The organism is Bacteroides sp. AM16-24, from assembly GCF_003471885.1.
GTDB lineage: Bacteria > Bacteroidota > Bacteroidia > Bacteroidales > Bacteroidaceae > Bacteroides.
In genome coordinates this window covers 134,070-155,532 of the sequence record NZ_QRKI01000009.1, presented here as the reverse complement: position 1 = coordinate 155,532, position 21,463 = coordinate 134,070, and the positions used below count along the sequence as shown (strand labels likewise).

Annotated in this window: 11 protein-coding genes; 7 read left to right on the top strand and 4 right to left on the bottom strand. The window is 42.9% G+C overall.

What is annotated here, in order from left to right; all coding sequences use genetic code 11:
* Window positions 1–8 precede the first annotated feature (8 nt).
* Window positions 9–1,058, top strand: a complete 1,050-nt coding sequence (locus tag DW182_RS12280) for a nucleoside hydrolase (RefSeq protein WP_115503752.1) — start codon at window positions 9–11, stop codon at window positions 1,056–1,058.
* 8 nt (window positions 1,059–1,066) lie between these two features.
* Window positions 1,067–2,212, top strand: a complete 1,146-nt coding sequence (locus DW182_RS12275) for a sugar-binding protein (protein ID WP_115503751.1) — start codon at window positions 1,067–1,069, stop codon at window positions 2,210–2,212.
* A gap of 72 nt (window positions 2,213–2,284) precedes the next feature.
* Here the strand turns inward: DW182_RS12275 and DW182_RS12270 are convergent, their stop codons facing one another.
* Entirely contained in the window at window positions 2,285–3,073 is a 789-nt protein-coding gene (locus DW182_RS12270; RefSeq protein WP_044532789.1) for a hypothetical protein, read from the bottom strand.
* Complete coding sequence (locus DW182_RS12265; RefSeq protein ID WP_118295702.1) at window positions 3,048–4,355, bottom strand: AAA family ATPase; 1,308 nt, start codon at window positions 4,353–4,355, stop codon at window positions 3,048–3,050. The genes DW182_RS12270 and DW182_RS12265 overlap by 26 nt, the downstream gene beginning before the upstream one ends.
* Window positions 4,356–4,766: 411 nt before the next feature.
* Between DW182_RS12265 and DW182_RS12260 the strand changes: the two genes are divergently transcribed.
* Genes DW182_RS12260 through DW182_RS12250 form a run of 3 tightly spaced genes read left to right on the top strand, consistent with a single transcriptional unit; the run spans window position 4,767 to window position 9,990 of the window.
* Window positions 4,767–5,966 carry a glycoside hydrolase family 76 protein gene (locus DW182_RS12260; RefSeq protein ID WP_118295751.1) on the top strand — a complete coding sequence of 400 codons (1,200 nt, stop codon included), beginning with the start codon at window positions 4,767–4,769 and terminating at the stop codon, window positions 5,964–5,966.
* A gap of 35 nt (window positions 5,967–6,001) precedes the next feature.
* The gene (locus DW182_RS12255; protein ID WP_115503749.1) at window positions 6,002–7,465 is read left to right on the top strand and encodes a glycoside hydrolase family 125 protein; all 1,464 of its coding nucleotides are present in this window, start codon (window positions 6,002–6,004) and stop codon (window positions 7,463–7,465) included.
* A gap of 20 nt (window positions 7,466–7,485) precedes the next feature.
* Window positions 7,486–9,990 carry a glutaminase domain-containing protein gene (locus DW182_RS12250; RefSeq protein WP_118295750.1) on the top strand — a complete coding sequence of 835 codons (2,505 nt, stop codon included), beginning with the start codon at window positions 7,486–7,488 and terminating at the stop codon, window positions 9,988–9,990.
* A gap of 194 nt (window positions 9,991–10,184) precedes the next feature.
* Here DW182_RS12250 and DW182_RS12245 read toward each other — a convergent pair whose 3' ends face one another.
* The gene (locus DW182_RS12245) at window positions 10,185–13,808 is read right to left on the bottom strand and encodes a glycoside hydrolase family 38 C-terminal domain-containing protein (protein WP_370449805.1); all 3,624 of its coding nucleotides are present in this window, start codon (window positions 13,806–13,808) and stop codon (window positions 10,185–10,187) included.
* 198 nt (window positions 13,809–14,006) lie between these two features.
* On the opposite strand from DW182_RS12245, the gene DW182_RS12240 reads away from it, so the two are divergent.
* Window positions 14,007–15,956: a glycoside hydrolase family 97 protein gene (locus DW182_RS12240; protein WP_118295699.1), complete on the top strand. Its 1,950-nt coding sequence runs from the start codon at window positions 14,007–14,009 to the stop codon at window positions 15,954–15,956.
* On the opposite strand, the gene DW182_RS12235 is transcribed toward DW182_RS12240, so the two are convergent.
* The gene (locus DW182_RS12235) at window positions 15,946–17,205 is read right to left on the bottom strand and encodes a glycoside hydrolase family 76 protein (RefSeq protein WP_115503746.1); all 1,260 of its coding nucleotides are present in this window, start codon (window positions 17,203–17,205) and stop codon (window positions 15,946–15,948) included. The genes DW182_RS12240 and DW182_RS12235 overlap by 11 nt on opposite strands.
* Window positions 17,206–17,363: 158 nt before the next feature.
* On the opposite strand from DW182_RS12235, the gene DW182_RS12230 reads away from it, so the two are divergent.
* Window positions 17,364–21,425, top strand: coding sequence for a hybrid sensor histidine kinase/response regulator transcription factor (locus DW182_RS12230; protein WP_118295749.1), 4,062 nt, complete (start codon window positions 17,364–17,366; stop codon window positions 21,423–21,425).
* Window positions 21,426–21,463: the final 38 nt, after the last annotated feature.

Genomic DNA, 21,463 nt, shown 5'->3' with positions numbered 1-21,463 from the left:
ATACCGTCATGAGAAAGAGCAAACTTTATTTGATTGGCTTGTTAGTATTGGCTCTATCAAGCTGCACTTCCAAGAAACAACAAACTGCGGAAATCACCCCGAGTGTACCCAAAATTATTCTGGAAACGGATATAGGTAACGACGTGGACGATGCACTGGCACTGGATATGCTTTACAAGTATCTGGACGCAGGAGATATCGACTTATTAGGCATCACCATCAACAAAGAAGGAACTTATCCGGCCGAATACACCGACATCATGAATACCTGGTACGGCTATCCTCAAATCCCTATCGGAATCATACACAACGGAGCCGACTGTGAGAACGATGCTACAAACTATGCCAAAGCCGTATGCCTCATCCAGAAGGATAACGGTGAACTGGCTTTCAAGCGCTCACTGAAAGGTGACTATAACCAACTGCCGGAAGCGCCTGCCCTCTATCGTAAGCTATTGGCACAGCAACCGGACAGTTCTGTTACCATCATCTCCGTAGGTTTCTCCACAAACCTTGCACGCCTGTTGGATACTCCGGCTGACAATGTATCTCCGTTGACCGGAAAAGAGCTTGTTGCCCAAAAAGTAAAACTGCTGTGTACCATGGCAGGCTGCTTCAACAATCCCAACCTGTTCGAATATAACGTAGTGAAAGACATTCCGGCGGCAAAGAAGATATTCTCCGAATGGCCTACCACACTGGTGACCTCTCCTTTCGAAGTAGGTATCGCCATCAACTATCCCGGCAGCAGCATTGAAAACGATTTCGGATGGGCTCCTATGCACCCAGTGGTAGAAGCATATAAAAGCTACCAGCAGATGCCCTACGACCGTCCTACATGGGACTTGACTTCCGTACTATATTCCGTTGAAGGTCCATCCTATTTCAACGTTTCTCCGGCAGGTAAAATAAACGTAACAGACCAAGGTGCTACTGAATTTACTCCCGATGCCGCAGGAAACCGTTACTACCTGACAGTAGATTCCATTCAGGCTGAGAATATCAAACAACATTTCGTCCAGTTACTGACCAAGCAACCGGCTCACTTCAATAAATAATAAGCATTATGACTAAATATCTATTGGGTCTCATAGGTTTATGGCTCATGTGTTCCTGTTCGGACACCGACTCCGGAGAAACCCCTCCGATAGACCCGCCAACACCTACACCTACCGTAACCATCACAAAACCGGAATTTGTATTCGGCTTCCAAGGCCAGAGCAAGTATTCTTATTGCCCAAGTGCCTTGAAACAAGCTGATGGGACAGTTCATCTATACTTCTGCGGCAATCCGGAAAACCTGATCATGGTCGATAATATCTTCCATATCAAGATCAACCCGGATGGTACACAGACTGCTGCCAAAAGTGTATTGCAGCCTGGTGTACCAGGTTCATGGGACGATCACCATACCTGTGACCCTTCTGTTATCGAAGGTAACTTCACTTGGAAGAATACTACCTACAAGTATGCCATGTTCTTCCTGAGTAATATGTACGGAGTATATTACAATGAAATCGGTGTCGCGTTCAGCAACGACCTTGATGCAGATAGCTGGGTGAAGTATCCGCAGCAGATTGTAAAGAAAACATGGTCGAGCGAAGGTGACCAGGAAATAGGAGGCGGCGGTAAGTCATGGGGAGTAGGCCAGCCTTCTGTCGTATCTCTGGATGGAAAAGGTAAGCTACTGCTGACTTATACCGTAGGTGATATCGGGGGTACGCGCATCGTCTGGACCGAAGCGGATTTCAGTAATATGGATACATATTCCATCAGTACCCCGCAAACAATTGTACAGACAGGTTTAAAGGCCATTGACAACCAGTCAAGGGATTATACTTGTAACTCGGAATTTGCAATTGACAAGGATGCGGATAAAATCGTCATGATACGTCCGGTACAGCCTATGCCCAATGATTATCCCAATTATTTAAATTCTTCATTGGAAATAGACTACATGAACCTTTCTGACTTCACCAATCAAAGAGGTAACTGGACACCGATTTACCGGATCACCCCGGATGATACCGGCTATCCGAGAAACCACAATGCCACTCTGTTGAGGGATAATTTCGGCCACTTGCAAGACTGGGAAGAACCGGAATTCTACTTTACAGTCAGCAAGGCAGCCCCTGATGTACAACCTTCGGGCAGCAGCCATGCGGAGTGGACGTACCATATCTGGAAAAGTAAGGTAGTAAAGAGTAAATAAAAAGTAATTCCGGTAATCAACCGAATTTAGTAGTTTCAGTTGATTACCGGAAAAATAAGCTTATTATCATTGCTAAACATTCAAACAAGAAAGATCTTCCTTGACTATACATAAAAAACAGTAATCATCCGACAGTATATTTAAACCCAGTTGATCAGGTTCAATAGCACACCATGTATCTAACAACAAAGTACGAATAGCTTCAAACTCAGCCAATTCATATCTATGTTTATAGTAAAGTGCCTTTTCCCGCCAGTAATCCGTTTCTTCACATAAACCTCTCCAATTTCTATCAGTCACACAATCTGTCAGTCTTTTGCTTATCTGTGCCAAATCATTATTTGGTACATAAGGCATATCTTCTACAAACTGAATCAGATGATTAAACTCATCTACAGACAAGACAACCCATACATGACATACTCCTCCTTCTTTCTTTTTTCGCTCCGCCCAGCTTTTAGCCTGAGCCGCCACTCCGTCTCTAAAGATAAAGTAGTTATTCTTGTCTATACGATGACCCGACAATAGATTTTCGGAATGGCTTATCTTATTTTCCAATGAAGATGCACTTAAATTATCTACATTATCATACCCCATTCTCAACTCTACCAGCATCAACCGGGAAGTAGTAACACGATTATTCGCATAATTACCTATTCCAATGGCAGCATCCATTGTACAGTCATTACTCCCTTTAAGTACTTTAGCCTCATAGTCATCCAATGAAAGACAAGTGATACGTGGATCGAACCATCCCGTTCTCTGATAATCTTTTGCAGCAACATCATTCAAAGTAGCCTGACAATGACAAGCAAAAGGGTGGCTGACTATAATATCATTCTGACAGACCAGTTGAACCATAATCCTGTATACGTGAAATAGCAATATTGAATGACTTAAAGATTTCACTTATATCGCTGCCTAAGTTCTTATAGACATACTGCATGGAATCTTCTGAAGCTCTCTCTGCCTGATAGAAACAGGTATTCTGTAATACGCCCTCTTTACGGGCTATTGACTGAATAGCAGATACCATATCAGGATTATGGCTTGCAACTATTATTTTGAGCCCTACTTGTTTATGAAGCAACACCAGTAAACGAGCAAATTCTACAATCCATTGAGGATGAAGATGCGCCTCAGGTTCATCAATAAGCAAAAGAGACTCTTCATTCAAGTATCCATTTTCAAGCAAACGTTGCAAGTAAGCGAATGACTTGATTCCGGTGGCTGTAGACGCAAGCGTGATATCCAGTCCGTCAGTACGATGATAATGTAATTCGTCATTCTTAAACCATCCCTTATCCACTGAAATCTTACCATTAATGGAACGCATTATCCGGGCTAAAAGAAGTCTATTCCGCTCCGGTATATTAGTTCCCGTGGAGCTAAGCATCATATTCGCCAACTCTTTCCAATGATTTAACTCTGATCCTTCTACTGCTAATGCCATAGGGGTATCAATATATATTGCTCTATGCAACATATAAGGCATACTGAAACACCGTTCTGCCAAAAGAGGAATCTGGTCTTCATATAACTGAATAGAAGCAGGAGGATCAAAGATTCCTTCTTCAATCAGATATTCATAGATATACCCTTGTAATCTCCCAACCGGATGCATCCTTAAGTCATCTAAAACATTAACGTATGCAGCCGTAACAATATTCTCTAAATCATCACAGTAATCATCCAAAGTAATACCTCCATCCAATGGTATAGCAAGATATGTCAGAATTCGATTTTTATTCCCCTTGTCACCACTATTCATATAACTTACTAACTCTTTCCGGAAAGAGGCTAACACATCCAAACTCGCATGAAAAAGACTTTCAATATCCCCATATACAACTCTGGTCTCCAGCAAGCGGCTATAGGTAACATTGATATTCTCATCTCCTCGATTCACTATATCCCTACGCACTCGATCCGGTTTACGCAAGCAATCTTGTATCTGCTTCAACAAGTCGTTATAAGCAAACTCATCAAACCTGTTAAAACCATTAATCAGATAATAAAGCCAACGGGACAATGTACTTTTTCCACATCCATTTTCTCCGGCAAGCACAGTTATGCCATTAATAGCAATATCTGCTTCTTTAATCGCATTATAATCGGATAATGTATATCTGTAATTACTCATAAGTCTTCATCAAATCATTGAACACAACAAAAATAGAGTATTTATTTGAATTGATAGATAAACTCATTAGATTCTTTTCTTTCAAACTTCATCATTAAACTTTAACCATACAACCATTTTGCCAATCTGTCAATTTGATAATCCTATTCGCACGAGAAGCTTCCCTTTCCACCCTAAGTAGAAGAAAAAGAAAAAATCGCAGGGATTCCATTTCGCATGATTTCCCCTATCCTTTCTCCTTTACGCTTTTATGACACATCTATCTCCTTTTGTGTCATTCCCTCTCTCTAGTACATTAATGTCGCGAAATCGTATATCGTTTTACAGGTCGGCGAGTAACTTTGCATATTAAGAAAAAGTTTTGCCGACTGAAACAAAATATTAACCCAATAACAATCTAAATTAAGAATGATGAACTCAAAACAAGTATTCTTCGGGCTATTGGTATGCATAGCCGCACTGACCGGTTGCGACACCCGGAAACAGGTAGTCGTAGGCAATGAACTCTCCCTGACACGGGCCAAGCAAACATTGGATTCCCTATACCAGAACTACTCTGCTCCCGGCACATGCCTGCTTCGCGAAAATTATCCTTCGAATGTTGGCGACTACACCGCAACCTATCTGGCATCCGAAGAACAAAAGAATATACCCAACCAATATTCCTACTTATGGCCTTATTCCGGCACCTTCTCCGCAGTAAGTGCCTTATATGAGGTTACACAAGATACCCTCTACAAATCACTGCTCGACAAGAAGGTATTAATAGGCTTGGAAGAGTATTTCGATACCCAGAGAACACCCGAAGCTTACGCTTCCTATATCCGCACAGCTCCCCAATCCGACCGTTTCTACGATGATAATGTCTGGCTGGGCATTGACTTCACCGACACCTATTTAGCAACTAAAGAAGATAAATACCTTCAGAAAGCAAAACTCATCTGGAAGTTTATAGAAAGCGGCATGGATGATAACTTAGGTGGTGGCATCTACTGGTGCGAACAAAAGAAGGGATCCAAGAATACCTGTTCCAATGCTCCCGGCTCAGTCCTCGCATTGAAACTCTTTAAGGCTACCCAGGATAGTGCTTACCTGAAGCAAGGGGAACAACTGTACAAATGGACCCAAGCCCAATTACAAGACTCAACAGACTACCTGTACTTTGACAATATATCCCTGAATGGGAAAATAGGTAAAGCCAAGTTTGCCTACAACAGCGGACAAATGATGCAATCCGCCTCTTTACTATATCAACTCACCGGAAAAGAGGAGTATCTGACCGATGCACAAAATATAGCTCAGGCATGCCATAACTACTTCTTTACGGACTATACCCCGGAACATGGCGAAGCATTCAGAATGATCAAACAGGGAGATGTATGGTTTACCGCCGTCATGCTGAGGGGGTTCATCGAGCTTTATCATATAGACCACAATAAAACCTATCTGGATTCTTTCAATAAGAGTCTGGACCACGCCTGGGAACATGCCCGCGATGAGAAAGGTCTTTTCAACACCGACTTCACCGGCAATAACCGGAATGAACGGAAATGGCTTCTCACACAAGCTGCCATGGTAGAAATGTATGCCCGCCTTGCAGCTATCCAATAATAATCATACTAATAAAATATCAATACTTCAAGAATATGAAAAAGAAGAATATCGGCCTATGCGCAGTTGCACTATTATGTATGAGTGGCACTGCCAAAGCAGCACTGCCTGCTCTGAAGCAAGATAACACGAAAGTAGTAAATCATGCTCAAATAACCGCTGCTTACAAAACAAATCGTCCGGCAGTAAAGAACCGCCTCTACACATCACAAGCAGTAGAAGCGGAAATCCTGCGGGTAAAGAAGTTACTGACCAATGCCAAACTGGCATGGATGTTCGAAAACTGTTTCCCCAACACATTGGATACCACCGTACACTATCGTCTCTTGAATGGCAAACCGGATACTTTTGTCTACACCGGTGACATCCATGCCATGTGGTTACGTGATTCCGGTGCACAAGTGTGGCCTTACGTACAACTTGCCAACCAGGATCCGGAACTGAAGAAGATGCTGGAAGGTGTAATCCGCCGTCAGTTTATGTGCATCAACATCGATCCTTATGCCAATGCTTATAATGATGGTCCGGTAGGCGGCAGCTGGATGTCGGACCTGACAGACATGAAGCCCGAACTCCATGAACGCAAGTGGGAGATCGATTCACTCTGCTACCCGCTTCGTCTGGCCTATCAGTATTGGAAAGAAACCGGTGATGCCAGTGTCTTCGATCAAGCCTGGATTGAAGCGATTACCAATATCCTGAAAACGTTCAAGGAACAGCAACGCAAGGATGGTGTAGGTCCTTATAAGTTCCAACGCAAGACGGAACGTGCTCTCGATACCCTGAACAACGATGGTCTGGGTGCTCCTGTCAATCCTGTCGGACTAATTGTGTCCTGCTTCCGTCCATCCGATGATGCAACCACTTTCCAATATCTGGTTCCATCTAATTTCTTTGCCGTATCTTCTCTAAGAAAAGCGGCCGAAATTCTTTCAACGGTAAACAAGAACAACAGCTTATCGCAAGAATGTACAGCACTTGCCGATGAAGTGGAAACCGCACTGAAGAAATATGCTACTTACAACCACCCGGAATTCGGTACTATTTATGCTTTCGAAGTGGATGGCTTCGGCAATCACATGCTGATGGACGATGCCAATGTACCGAGCCTGCTCGCTATGCCTTATCTGGGTGATGTAGATGTAAACGATCCCATCTATCAGAACACCCGCCGTTTCGTATGGAGTGAAAGCAATCCGTATTTCTTCAAAGGAAAAGCTGGCGAAGGAATCGGTGGCCCGCACATCGGCTACAATATGGTATGGCCTATGAGTATCATGATGAAGGCATTCACCAGCCAAGACGATCAGGAAATCAAAGAATGTATCCGGATGCTGATAAACACAGATGCAGGTACAGGTTTCATGCACGAATCCTTCCATAAAGATGATCCGGCAAACTTCACCCGCGCTTGGTTCGCCTGGCAAAACACACTTTTCGGAGAATTGATTCTGAAACTGGTAAACGAAGGAAAACTGGATTTACTGAATAGTATTTAAAAAACAAGATGCAAAAACAAATGAAAAGTCTATTTACAACGATGTTGGCAATCGGACTGTTCTGCCAATCACAAGCAGCCGACTTGTTCACACCTGTACAGAAAACGGAACTTCGTGCACCATCTGTGCCACTGATTACTTCCGATCCATACCTTTCCATCTGGTCACCCTACGACAAACTGAATGAAGGAAGTACCGAACACTGGACTGGAACCGAGCATCCGCTTATCGGAGCTGTCCGTGTAGACGGAAAAGTATATCGTTTCATGGGAAAACAAACGTTGGAGGCTATACTCCCAATGGTTGAAGATGAAATATGGGAAGGTAACTACACCTTCCAACAACCCGCCGAAAGCTGGACAGACATCGAATACAATGCCAATGGTTGGAAAGCCGGAAAAGCTGCTTTCGGAAGTTCAGACAGATCTATGATCGGAACCCCTTGGAAAAGTGAACCGGACATTTGGGTACGCCGTGAATTCAATCTGAACGAAGATCTGAGCAACCGTCCGGTCTACCTGAAATACTCGCATGATGATGTCTTTGAACTCTATCTGAATGGCGAACGCTTGGTAGCAACAGATTATTGCTGGAGAGATAACGTACTCTTGGAATTGACTGCTGAAACCAAAAAGAAGCTTCGCAAAGGCAAAAATGTAATTGCCGCCCACTGTCACAATACAACCGGAGGCGCCTATGTAGATTTCGGGTTATTCGTGCCTAACAACCAAACGACTGCCTTTGAAAATCTTGCCATACAGAAATCTGTTTCCGTGTTGCCCACGCAGACTTATTATACATTCGCTTGCGGACCGGTAGAACTGAATGTCGTGTTTACAGCCCCCTTGATGCTGGACGATCTGGATCTCATCTCTACTCCGGTCAACTACATCTCTTATCAGGTGCGCTCCATCGACAAAAAACAGCATGATGTACAGGTATATATAGAAACCACTCCACAACTGGCAGTAAACAAACCCATACAACCTACAATTGCTAAAGTGATCCGCCGCAATGGTTTGAGTTATATACAGGCCGGAACAATCGACCAACCTGTCACAGCCCACAAAGGCGACCTGATTTGTATAGACTGGGGGTATGCTTATATTGCAGGCAATATGAATGCAACCACAGCAGTCAGCTTGGGCGATTACAATGAAATGAAATCGACATTTGCCTCAAGCGGAAAGTTACTTCCCAGCAAAGGGGAGATCGTCACACGTCAGGCAAAACTGATGCCTGCCATGGCATACACCGACAACTTGGGAATGGTATCTGCAACCGGAAAGTCCGGATTCATGATGGTAGGTTACGACGACATTTATTCCATCGAATACATGTACCAGCGTCGTATGGCTTACTGGAAACACGATGGTAAAGTAAGTATCTTCGATGCATTCGAACGTGCCAAAGAAAATTATGAAAGCATCATGCAACGTTGCCGTGCCTACGATGCCATGATTCTGAATGATGCCGAACAGGCTGGCGGTCGCAAATATGCCGAACTCTGCGCATTAGCTTACCGTCAGGTGATTGCCGCCCATAAGCTGTTTAAAGATGAAAAAGGCAATTTGCTGTTCTTCTCTAAAGAAAACAATAGCAACGGATGTGTCAATACGGTTGACCTGACTTATCCTTCCGCTCCCTTGTTCCTGATATATAATCCCGACCTCCAAAAAGCAATGATGACCAGTATCTTCGAATACAGTGCAAGCGGACGCTGGAATAAGCCGTTCCCTGCTCACGACCTGGGTACCTACCCCATAGCCAACGGTCAGGTGTACGGCGGTGATATGCCACTTGAGGAAGGGGGTAATATGGTAATTCTGACAGCAGCCATTGCCAAAGCAGAAGGCAATGCCAATTATGCCAAACGGTACTGGGATCTATTGACTATCTGGACCGACTATCTTGCAGAATACGGGCAGAATCCTGAGAACCAATTATGTACGGATGACTTTGCCGGACACTGGGCACACAATACCAACCTGTCCGTAAAAGCAATCATGGGCGTTGCCGCTTATAGCGAAATGGCACGTATGCTTGGCATGAATGATGTTGCTGACCGATACGCAACAACTGCAAAGAAGATGGCCGTAAAATGGGAAGAAATGGCACGTGAAGGTGACCACTACCGTCTGGCTTTCGACCGTGAAAACACTTGGAGCCAGAAGTATAATATGGTATGGGACAAGATGTGGAATTTGAACCTATTCCCCGGTGTTGCTGAAAAGGAAATCAAATATTACCTGACCAAACAGAATGCTTACGGTCTGCCGCTGGATAACCGCAAGACTTACAGCAAGTCCGATTGGATTATGTGGACAGCCGCCATGGCTTCCGACCAGGCTACATTTGAAAAGTTCATTGATCCCATTTACAAATATGCCAATGAAACAATCTCCCGTGTACCAATGAACGACTGGCACTATACCGATACAGGTACCTGGGTTGGTTTTAAGGCTCGTTCTGTAATCGGAGGTTACTGGATAAAAGTACTGATGGACAAAATGCAGGAGAAATAAGTATCTCCTGCACCATACCTGAGCCCTATCTGAAGCACACTTGCTCCGTACCTTCTCCATCCAGAGGTACCTCTGAGTGGAGAAAGTACGGCAATGGTACGAAGCAAGTATGTTTCAGATAGGGTTCAAATAGAAAATCCCCGATATCCCGTCATGAAGAAGGATACCGGGGATTTTAATTCAAACGCCTTTATTTAATACACATTAAATTCATAGATACGCACTGCATTCCCATTTTTGCTTTGTGTCGGTCTAGTTACCAAGAGACGAACATAACGCGCTTCTATCGGCTGCGAAAGATTTCTGGATACTTCGTTACTTGAGTTACCAAATATTCCGTCTACCGTCTTCCATTCTTCGTTAACAGCATTTTTCACCTGTAGGAAGCAGTCACTTGTAATCCAGGATTGGCTTTCTTGTCCGGCATTGAGTAATTTCCAGCCGCTGATAGTCTTGTTTTCACCCAGGTCGAAATCCACGTAGTTGGGTAATATACTGGTATCACACCACTTTGTTTCGCTATTTCCATCCACCATCAGACGGGGGTGTTCACCTTCACGCGTATATCCTGACCAACCCATCACATGGGCTTCTTTCAAGATGTTCTCCTTGGGAACGGTAGCTTCCTTGATGGTAACTGAACCTTTCACGGCAGTCCTGAATAATTGGGTAGCTACTTCCACTGGTTCCATTGTTTCTTTTACAGCAGTAGCGGCAAAAAGAACGATCTTTTCGTTTGCAGGCAATATAACTGTAGTGGCACCCTTAGGAATATCTACCCCTATCTTAAACATATAGGTAAATTCATAAGGAAGATCTTCGGTAGCTCCATGGCGGTGAGTACCTACATAGGCTATTTCAGCTTCTTTCAAATACCCTTCTGTATGATTCGTATGTCCCCATTGACCGATAAATCCGGTATAACAAGGGACAAAGGCTTTCTGCTGTGTTTTACCGGTGGTAAAGACAGCTTCATAATCTGCATCGGTGGCAGCTGCAAGGAAATAAATACGGTTATATCCTTTGCCTACAGGAATTTGCAGGGTATCTCCGTTACAAGTCATACCGTTGGCAGCATCTTTCTCACCCAGCTTGAAAGGAATCTGATTCACAGTCAATGATTCAGGAAGCAGTTCGGCTGCATAGGAATAGCCGGATTCAAAATTTCCTTCATTACGGAATTCGTTCCATGAAGCACATTTACGGTTATAATTCAACGCGAGATATTCTGAATCCAATGTGGCAGCCACTGACCCGGAAGGTTTCAACTTGATCTTGAATGTCTTGACAGAATAGGGTTTTAAAGAAACCTGCAAGGTGTTTCCTGCGAATGAAGCATTACCGATCTTCTTCTCCGTTCCGTCTGCTTCACAAGCAGCGGTTATCTCTCCGGCAAAAGTCAGAGTAGCTTTCTGTTCCTGCTTACCCTCAGTTTCGTACACACGTACCACATATTCATCAGAACTTTCAGCTTTCTTCAATGCTTTAAGCAGTACATTCCGATTATCAGATGAAGCGAAAGAGAAAGTTTTGCCTAATGTACCTTTATGACTATCAGTCTGGAAAGCCTTCAGACGCTGATTCAACAATTCTCCTTGCTGAACGGTTTCCGCTTTATCCAGCTTACCGTCATGACCTATCAAGCTATAAGTAAAGCTATGGAAACCAAAATCCTGACGATTCTGATAAGCATAGTTTCGCTTTGTTTCCGGTGTGTGCAATAGCGTGAGACGAATCGTATTGTCATTGGGCTTATCCCATCCGTATTTGCTGTCATTCAATATAGAAACTCCATAACTTTCATTCTTGTCGGTCAGATCGGCCCAATAATGTGCATATACTTCATAGGCTGTAGGGACATTATTGCCTCTCTGTATGCTGCCGATACCCAAATCATAGGTCGCCTTCTCATTAGAAACGTTCAGAGGAAACTCTGCTTTCAGCAGGGCGTTGGTACTCTGCCATTCTATTTCGTTATAGAAATCGATACGAGGTGCCTGACTTCCTTCATAAAGCCGGATGTATTGGCAGAAAACTGATTCATCATGCTGCTTCTTGATACGGATTGTCTTACGTAGCGGACCGTTTTCCACCAGTGTAACCTCAGCATTCTTATCCGTAATGGAAATAGGTTCTTTATCTATGGTTTCTTTCAGAATCTCCCAAGCCGGCCAGCTATAAGATTTGTTCTCCGTAAAGAGAGCCAGACGGATAGCCTTTCCGGGCTTCACAATCTCTTTATCGTTTTTCTTGTCCAGCAAAGAAATGATATCTCCGTTAGCATCCAGCTTCATACTGTATACGGAGTTTTCTACCCGGTAGTTTTCGCCTTCACGGACCGGTGCAGAGAGCTCTGTAGCCTTTTCACCGGAAGTACGGACATCATATACAGCATAACCTACCGGAGGTACCACAGCATCAATCAGCAGATTTGCTTTCCCGTTTTGATAAGAAAGCAATTGAGAAGCCACTTTCTTTCCCGCCTCATCAAAAACAGATACGCCTTTGGGAGCGCGCGGCATACTGACTTCCACTTCCACCACACTCTTTGCAGAGAAGCCCAACGGATTATAAAGTACTACAGGAATACCTTTTACGCGGGTATCCAGTTGGCTGGCAACGCCACGTACCGAGGATGTCAGCACATCTGAGAATTGAGAAAGAGAAATTAATTCATCATTCCATGAGAATTCATAGGCACGGGGAATACTGGTTCCCGTCAGGTCGTCATGGAACTGATGATATATAAAGCGTTTCCACGCATCAGTCAGGAAAGTACCGGGATAATCTGCAAGATTCAGCCACTCGGCACCTACTGCCGCACGTTCGGCTGCATCACCCAGAAGTTCGTTCTGGCGGTTATAGAGTTTCATAGCCGCTTGCGAAGTATAACATCCGGTACCATGTACGTCCATCAATAGTTCACCATCGTACATAGGAAGTTCAGGATGTTCTTTGTAAGGCTGATAATCCTTGAACAACTGGTCGCTCGTAGCACTTATAATTTGCAATGGACCCTTACCCTTCACGCCTTTCTCTACGGAACGTACGGAACCAATAGTAGGTGAACCGCCGATGTCACCTGTTCCATAATAACGGTAAACAGTTTTCAAAGGGGTACGCTCCGCTAATTCCATCAGCTCTTTATTTTCAGATAAATCTACATCATTCCATCTTTTACCATAGCCGTAACCATGAGCCAGCATGATAGAAGAACCATCTATTCCTTTCCACACTCCAATGGTGAAAGGATGTTTACTCTTTCCAAAGAAAGGATGTACACGCCAGTCCAGCTTTTGAGAGGAGAAACCTATCAGACTACAATGAGCGGCAATAGTGGGTAAAGTCCAGCCGAAACCGAAACAGTCGGGAAGAAAAATATCGGTACTCTCCACCCCGAATTCCTTCCGGTAGTATTCCTGACCCAACATAATGTTACGGATGAAGGATTCGGTGGAAGGAACTAAAGCATCATTGGCATCCCAGCTACTACCGGAAATGTGCCAACGTCCTTCTTTGATGTACTCCTTCAACAATTCGTATTCCCGAGGATAAAATTCCTTCATCCAGGCATACTTTACACCTCCTTCAAAATTAAAAATATAATTGGGATATTGCTTCAGTAGAAGCAGGTTCTGGTTTAATGTGTTCCACACATATTCTTTAATGGTGGTTTGCACATCCCAATTCCATTGGGTATCCAGATGAGCATCAGCCACAGTATATACTTTTGCCGTTTTCGTAGCAGTAGTCTGGGCTGAAACGACTCCGTTTGTCAGTGCCAGAAAAGCACCACATACCATAAGAGATTGTTTCAAATTCATAGCATTCGCATTTAATGTTTTTAGTGTGAGGTAAAGATAGGGCGTCATGAGGTCATCCGGTATACGGATATATGACATTATTGTATATAAAGCCCGAATGTCGCAAAAAAAACACATAAATGTCACGAATACATAAAGGATAATCTACACAACGCAGTACTTTTACACCGAAACATAAAACAATTATTTACCATGAAAAAACACCTGTTGTTACTTTGTGCATTTTGTGTATCTTTATATGGCCATAGCCAAAAGATATATAAGTTGTCATCCCCGGATAAGAATATCGGTATATCCATCAGTCTTTCGGATAAAATCGACTACGACATTACCTACCAGAATGAAACATTACTGGAAAAAGGCAACCTGCAATTGGAAATAGGCAACCTGCAATTGGGGGCTAACCCCAAACTGCTAAAAGCAACCTCCAAAAGCATTCAGGAAGAATTAACCCCTATTGTACCACTTAAGTATTCAACCGTCTCCAACAATTACAATCAGCTCATATTGAAATTCAAGGGAGATTATTCTGTGGAATTCCGTGCCTTTAATGACGGACTTGCCTATCGTTTCATCACCAACAAAAAAGGAATTGTTGAGGTAAAGAATGAGACATTCCAAGTGCATTTCCCGGATAATTACTTACTCCATACCCAACAACCGGGTAGCTTCAAAACAGCTTATGAAGAAGCCTATCAACACATACAAAGCAAAGATTGGAAAGAAACCGACAAGATGGCTTTATTGCCCATCCTGATCGATACACAAAAAGGCTATAAGATCCTGATCAGTGAATCGAATCTGACGGACTATCCTGCCCTATTCCTCAAAAGCAATAATAACAATGGAATGTATTCCGTGTTTCCGAAGGTACCGGTGGAATTCGGAGAAGATGGAGACCGGAGCCTGAAGATTCTCAAAGAAGCGGATTATATAGCCAAGACGAATGGAAAACGTGATTTTCCCTGGCGTTACTTCGTCATCAGCAAGGATGACAGGCAACTGATAGAAAATACGATGACCTATAAGCTGGCTGACAAGAATCTATTGGAAGACGCATCCTGGATTAAGCCCGGATTAGCCAGTTGGGAATGGTGGAATGGTGCCACTCCTTACGGTCCGGACGTAAACTTTGTAGCCGGATGTAATCTGAACACCTACAAGTACTTCATCGACTTTGCCTCCCGTTACGGAGTGCCCTATATCATCATGGACGAAGGCTGGGCAAAATCTACAAAAGATCCGTATACTCCCAACCCGGACGTAGACCTGCATGAACTTATCCGTTATGGCAAAGAGAAAAATGTAGGCATTGTACTTTGGCTGACATGGCTGGCAGTAGAGAATAACTTCGAGCTTTTTGAAACTTTTGAAAATTGGGGAATAAAAGGCGTCAAAATCGACTTTATGGATCGGAGTGACCAATGGATGGTTAACTACTATGAAAAAGTGGCTAAGGAAGCCGCAAAACATCATTTATTTGTTGATTTCCATGGTTCATTCAAACCGGCCGGGTTAGAATATAAGTATCCTAACGTACTGTCGTATGAAGGCGTAAGAGGTATGGAACAAATGGGCGGATGTAAACCGGATAACAGTGTTTACCTGCCTTTCATGAGAAATGCAGTGGGTCCGATGGATTATACCCCCGGAGCCATGTTCAGCATGCAACCGGAAGTATATCGTTGCGAACGTCCTAATTCCGCCAGCATAGGTACACGCGCTTATCAGATGGCCCTGTTCGTCATCTTTGAAAGCGGACTCCAGATGATGGCAGACAATCCGACACTTTATTACCGTAACGAAGAATGTACCCGGTTCATTACTCAGGTTCCACAGACTTGGGACGAAACCATCGCACTGGAAGCTAAAGCCGGTGAATACGCCATTGTTGCCAAACGCAAAGGAGACAAATGGTACATTGGTGGCATGACTAACAACCAGCAGAAAGAAAGAACTTTCGATTTGGACTTCAGCTTCTTAAAAGAAGGAAAAACATATCGTATGACTTCTTTTGAAGATGGAATCAATGCCGGCCGTCAGGCTATGGATTATCGCAAAAAAGAACGTACGCTGAAAAAGGGAGAGAAAATCAGCATACGTCTTGTACGGAATGGCGGTTTCGCTGCTGTTATCGAATAGCAGGGAACAAAAGCATCAGCGCCGGTATGCCCGAAGCGGAATAACTGTCAACCACTACATCGGTTGACAGTGCTTGGGTATACTCACCGCCACAAATGCCACGTACTTCATCCCTGTTGGACCAACCGGAACAAATATTGCGGTGCAGATATGGAAGATATTGAGTCTGCCCGCAATCATATACCAACATAGCAATGTACTGAGCAAAAATAGCAGTATAAATACCTTGCTCGATTCCATGCTCAAAAGGTAGTATATGTTCCGCAGAAGACATCTCATTGAAAGTATAGTCAGCTGCCAGGAGCGCATGATCCAGATAGCGTTTTTCACCTGTAGCTTTATACAATAAAACGGAGGCTCCGATAAAAGTAGCCTGATTATAAACATGTGCTTTCCAATTCGGAGCACCCTTGCCATGACGGCTATCGGCAACGCGACCCGTTTTCTGATCCAACAGATTCTCAACTCCCCATTCATAAATCTCTTTACCCTTCGCCAGATATTGCCTCTTTGACTGGCATTCAGGAATTTGTCCAGTTGGCTCCGGTCTTCCTTCCGGTACATTATTATAGAGAGTCAGGGCGGCTACTACAGTGGGAAAATTGATACAGGCCATCTTTCCATCTCCGGGTTTATTGGGATTCGGATTCCGTATAGGTTGCCATTGCCAGAACATACCTCCATTCTCTTCATCATAAGATCCTGTGTCTCCTACCTTATCCGAGCCATACCATACCCGCTTAAAACTGGCTTCTGCCAGTCGAAGATATTCTTCCTCCCTAAATAGCTCATAGGCACGCGACAGAGCAATAGTCCACCACATTATATCATCATAAATGAACCAACCTGTGTTTTCATTATTATCATCAAAATCAAAATGTGCATAATGTGCTTTGTTTCCAGCAAAAATCTTCTCACAAAGCTTTCTCATCTCTTTAGTTCTCCTTTTATCTTTCTCCGACTTAGCCAGCTTATATGCATTCATAGCCATTTCCCAATAAATGGGCTGGCACCAGATAGCTGCGGCACCATTACCGCGGTCAACCGCCTGTTCGAAGGAGGTATCCGTTTTATAGATATATTTGTTTGAATCCAGAAAGGTTTTATTAAATCCGTCATAAGCCATCCAGACTTCTTTCTGAGTATACCCGGATGTCTGATCTGTTTTCTTTCTGAAATCCTCTGCCTTGCATATAGCAGTCGATGTCAGCAATAAAATCATTGCCACTCCCAAAGAGACTCTTATCATATCGATCTGTTTTCTAAATTTATAGTACTAATTTTCTGATGCAAAATTAAGCGTTCTCCATAAGAAAAGATATACAGACTTTGGACATAAAAGTCCGACTATAAGACAATATCCTGCCATTATTCCTTATCTTTGTGACGTCTAACGAATATATGAATATGAGAAACATCCACAAAGTATTCCGGTTTATATGGTTGCTTTCATGCTTTATATGTTGTTTCCCTTTGGCGAATTATGCATATAGCCTACGACAGTTCTCCAATAAAAACGGACTATCCAATAGTGCTATCCTGTCTCTTCACCAAGATCATCAAGGAGTCATCTGGATCGGTTCATGTGACGGTCTGAATGTTTTCGATGGCACCCGCATACAGGTATATACCCCAGTCTATTCTTCAGAAACATTACTTTCGGGAAATCTGATCAACCATATCATGGAAGCCGAAGAGAACGTATTATGGATACAAACCAATTACGGATTGGATAGGTTGGACACCAAACATCAAATCTGCCAAAGTTTCCCGGACTTTAAAGACAATAACTACATCACCAAAAGTGACGATAACGAACTCTTCATCGTGAAAGATGACGGATATCTTTATCATTACCAACGGGAAAAACAGGATTTCCGGAAGTTGGAGGTTCCCCCAGTTGCTTTTGAACATGTATTATCCACGATTATCGATGAAAATAATATTCTCTGGATTTTCACATCAGATCATGATACCCGTAGCTACCAGATTCATAAAACAGATCAGGGAGTGACCCTAACTCCTAACAATCTGTTCAAGCATACCGGAAAACTGCTATGGGCTTTTGCAGAAGATCACTTAGTCTATTTCATTGACGATACTTACTCATTATACGAATATAATTTCAACAATCAACAAGAGTACTATATAGCCGACCTTAAAACCGAAATCGAGTCACGTGGAGAGGTATCTTCTATTATCAAGCAACAGAACGACTATTACATCGGCTTCAAGAGCAGCGGACTAATTCTATTAAAATACATGACCGACCAGAAAGTGAAATACCAGATGCAATCTACCGAAATACATTCGGGAATCTTCTGCCTGATGAAAGACAAGTTTCAGGATATCGTATGGATAGGAACAGACGGTCAAGGCGTATATATGTACTTTAACGATGCTTTTTCCATAACAAACACGCTGCTGGATACCCCTGTTTACCAGATTAACAACCCCATACGCGCACTTTACTGTGATGAGGAACAAACATTATGGATAGGAACTAAAGGAGGTGGCATAGTACGTATCAATAATTATTCTTCTGATAAGGAGCCGCTAACTTCCTTCAACCGTATTTCTGCTGCTAACAGCACACTGACTGATAATGCCGTCTATTGCTTTGCTCCCGGCGCTACAGGCAAACTATGGATAGGTACCGAAAACGGCATTAATTATTATTCGTACCAAAGCAAACAACTAAAGGAGTTTCCAGTCGTTGCCGATAATAAGAAAGTGAAATACGTACATTCTATCAATGAACTGAATGATACTACCTTATGGGTATCTACCGTTGGGGAGGGTATCGTAAAGGTAATTCTGAATAATACCGGAAGCTCGCCAGTTGTTAAATCAGCCACCAGAATTGTTCTGGATAAAGGGCGCATGGCATCCAATTACTTCTTTACCTCTTTCCAGGAAAGTGACTCCATACTCTGGTTTGGTAATCGTGGCTACGGTGCTTACCGGCTTAATGTAGAAACCGGTGAAATGACTCCCTACAAGTTTGATGATGTTGTAAAAAGTCAGACTGCCAATGATATATTCGCTATTTACAAAAACGGAAAGGGATATTGGCTAGGCACCAGTTCAGGATTGCTGCACTTGAATCAGGATTACTCTCATCGGCATGACCGGGCGGATCTGTTCTCAAACAACACCGTACACGGCATTTTAGAGGATCAGCAAAACAACCTCTGGATCAGCACGAATCAAGGGCTGGTAAGATTTAACCCGCAGACAAACACCGGACAGACATACGGCAGGGAAAACGGCCTGGAAGTCACCGAATTCAGTGACGGAGCTTTTTATAAGGACTTACGAACCGGAACCTTATTCTTCGGAGGTACAAACGGCTTTGTAGCCATCAAGCCTAATACATACAGGATGACAGACTATATGCCTCAGATAAGCCTGAAAGGATTGTCTATCTTCGGAAAAGAATATAATATATATGACTTTCTCCATAAAAAGAAAGAAAAGGAAATACTCCAACTGGATTACAGCCAGAATTTCTTTTGCATTAATTTTATGGCAGTCGATTACATAAACGGCAACAACTACTCTTATTCTTACAAACTGGACGAAGTTAGTAACCAGTGGATAGAAAGTGGAACATCAGCCAGTGCCGTATTTTCCAATCTTCCACCTGGACAATATACGCTGTTAGTAAAATACAGAAATAATATGAATGGGAAAGAGTCTGAACCTCAGACACTTCTAATTCAGATCACTCCACCGTGGTATTTAAGTATATGGGCATATATCTTCTACTTTATAATCATAGCTTTACTCTGTATTCTTGCTATCTACAGGATTATCGGTCAATATCGTCGGAAACAACACCACATCATCGAAAAGCTGAACCGGGAAAAGAAAGAAGAAGTTTACGAATCCAAACTTCGCTTCTTTACCAACATTACACATGAGTTCTGTACACCGCTCACACTGATTTACGGTCCATGCGAAAAGATACTTGCTTACCCGCAATCAGACTCATATATCCGCAAATACGGAAAGATGATACAGCAGAATACGGAGAAACTGAATAGCTTAATTCTGGAATTGCTTGAATTCCGTAGGCTGGAAACCGGTCATAAGGCACTTTCTATCCAAAGGTTACCGGTATCGGACAAGCTCCGGAATATTGCAGAATCATTCTGTGAACTGGCTGAGAATAAGAACCTGAATTATCAATTGGATATTGAACCGGATATTGAATGGAATACGGATATCAGTTGTTTCAACAAGATAGCCAATAATCTAATCTCCAATGCCTTTAAATATACTCCGGAAGAAGGTACTATTAACGTTAGCCTGAAGACAGAGAATCAACATCTGACCCTTAGCATATCCAATTCCGGAAAAGGTATAGCGAAAGAAAACCTCTTGAAGATATTCGACCGCTACAAGATATTGGATTCCTTTGAGATGAATGGGAAGAATTCACGAAACGGTCTCGGATTGGCTATTTGCAAAAGCATGACTACTTTGTTGAACGGAGAAATCAATGTCAGCAGTATCCAAAACGAAGTAACGACATTTATAGTTACTTTACCGGAACTATCACCAAGCCAACAAGAGGCAGATATGTCCCGGAAAGAATATGAAACAACACCTATAAATACCAATACAGAATCTATAGAGTTAGAACAGACCATTAAGAAATTCGATAGTTCGAAACACACAATTATGATTATTGATGACGATCCTTCCATGCTGTGGTTTGTTTCGGAAATATTTGTGGATAAATACAATGTACTATCTTTCGACAGCGCCCAAGAGGCTCTGGCTAACCTGGAACAAAAACAACCGGATCTGATTATCTCAGATGTGATGATGCCTGAAACAGACGGACTTTCTTTCGCCCAGAAAATCAAGCAGAATAAGTTATGGAGCCATATTCCACTTATTTTATTATCCGCACTTCATCACGAAGACGATCAGGTGAAAGGTATTGAAGCCGGTGCGGAAGTATACGTAACGAAGCCTTTCAACGTGAAATACCTGGAAAAAGTGGTCTATCGATTGATTCAGCGCGAATCGGACTTAAAAGAATATTACAGTTCCATATTCAGTTCCTTCACCGTAGAAAATGGGAACTGCATCCATAAGGAAGATCAGGAATTTCTGGATAAAGTAATAGAAACCATAGAGAAGAACATCACCAATCCCGACTTGTCCGTCGAATTATTGAGCAGTGATTTGGGATACAGCACCCGTCAATTCTACCGGAAACTGAAACCGATTACCGAAAAGTCACCGGCTGATATCATCAAGGAATATCGTCTTACGATGGCCGAACGTTTGTTACTGACCAAGAATTTCACTATTGAAGAAATTATGGATCGGACAGGGTTCAATAACCGCGGCACCTTCTATAAGTTGTTCTCTTCACGCTTCGGCATGCCGCCGCGACAGTACAGAGAACAGCAGAAGGATAACGTAAAGATAGAGAAGTCTTTATTATAAAAGCGCAACCTAAAATTTTAACCTGATCGTTTTCCTGA

Bases quoted from the DNA above. Each gene is read 5' to 3' on its own strand.
- DW182_RS12280 (WP_115503752.1), top strand. From the start codon at position 9: ATGAGAAAGAGCAAACTTTATTTGATTGGCTTGTTAGTATTGGCTCTA.
- DW182_RS12275 (WP_115503751.1), top strand. From the start codon at position 1,067: ATGACTAAATATCTATTGGGTCTCATAGGTTTATGGCTCATGTGTTCC.
- DW182_RS12270 (WP_044532789.1), bottom strand. From the start codon at position 3,073: ATGGTTCAACTGGTCTGTCAGAATGATATTATAGTCAGCCACCCTTTT.
- DW182_RS12265 (WP_118295702.1), bottom strand. From the start codon at position 4,355: ATGAGTAATTACAGATATACATTATCCGATTATAATGCGATTAAAGAA.
- DW182_RS12260 (WP_118295751.1), top strand. From the start codon at position 4,767: ATGAACTCAAAACAAGTATTCTTCGGGCTATTGGTATGCATAGCCGCA.
- DW182_RS12255 (WP_115503749.1), top strand. From the start codon at position 6,002: ATGAAAAAGAAGAATATCGGCCTATGCGCAGTTGCACTATTATGTATG.
- DW182_RS12250 (WP_118295750.1), top strand. From the start codon at position 7,486: ATGAAAAGTCTATTTACAACGATGTTGGCAATCGGACTGTTCTGCCAA.
- DW182_RS12240 (WP_118295699.1), top strand. From the start codon at position 14,007: ATGAAAAAACACCTGTTGTTACTTTGTGCATTTTGTGTATCTTTATAT.
- DW182_RS12235 (WP_115503746.1), bottom strand. From the start codon at position 17,205: ATGATAAGAGTCTCTTTGGGAGTGGCAATGATTTTATTGCTGACATCG.
- DW182_RS12230 (WP_118295749.1), top strand. From the start codon at position 17,364: ATGAGAAACATCCACAAAGTATTCCGGTTTATATGGTTGCTTTCATGC.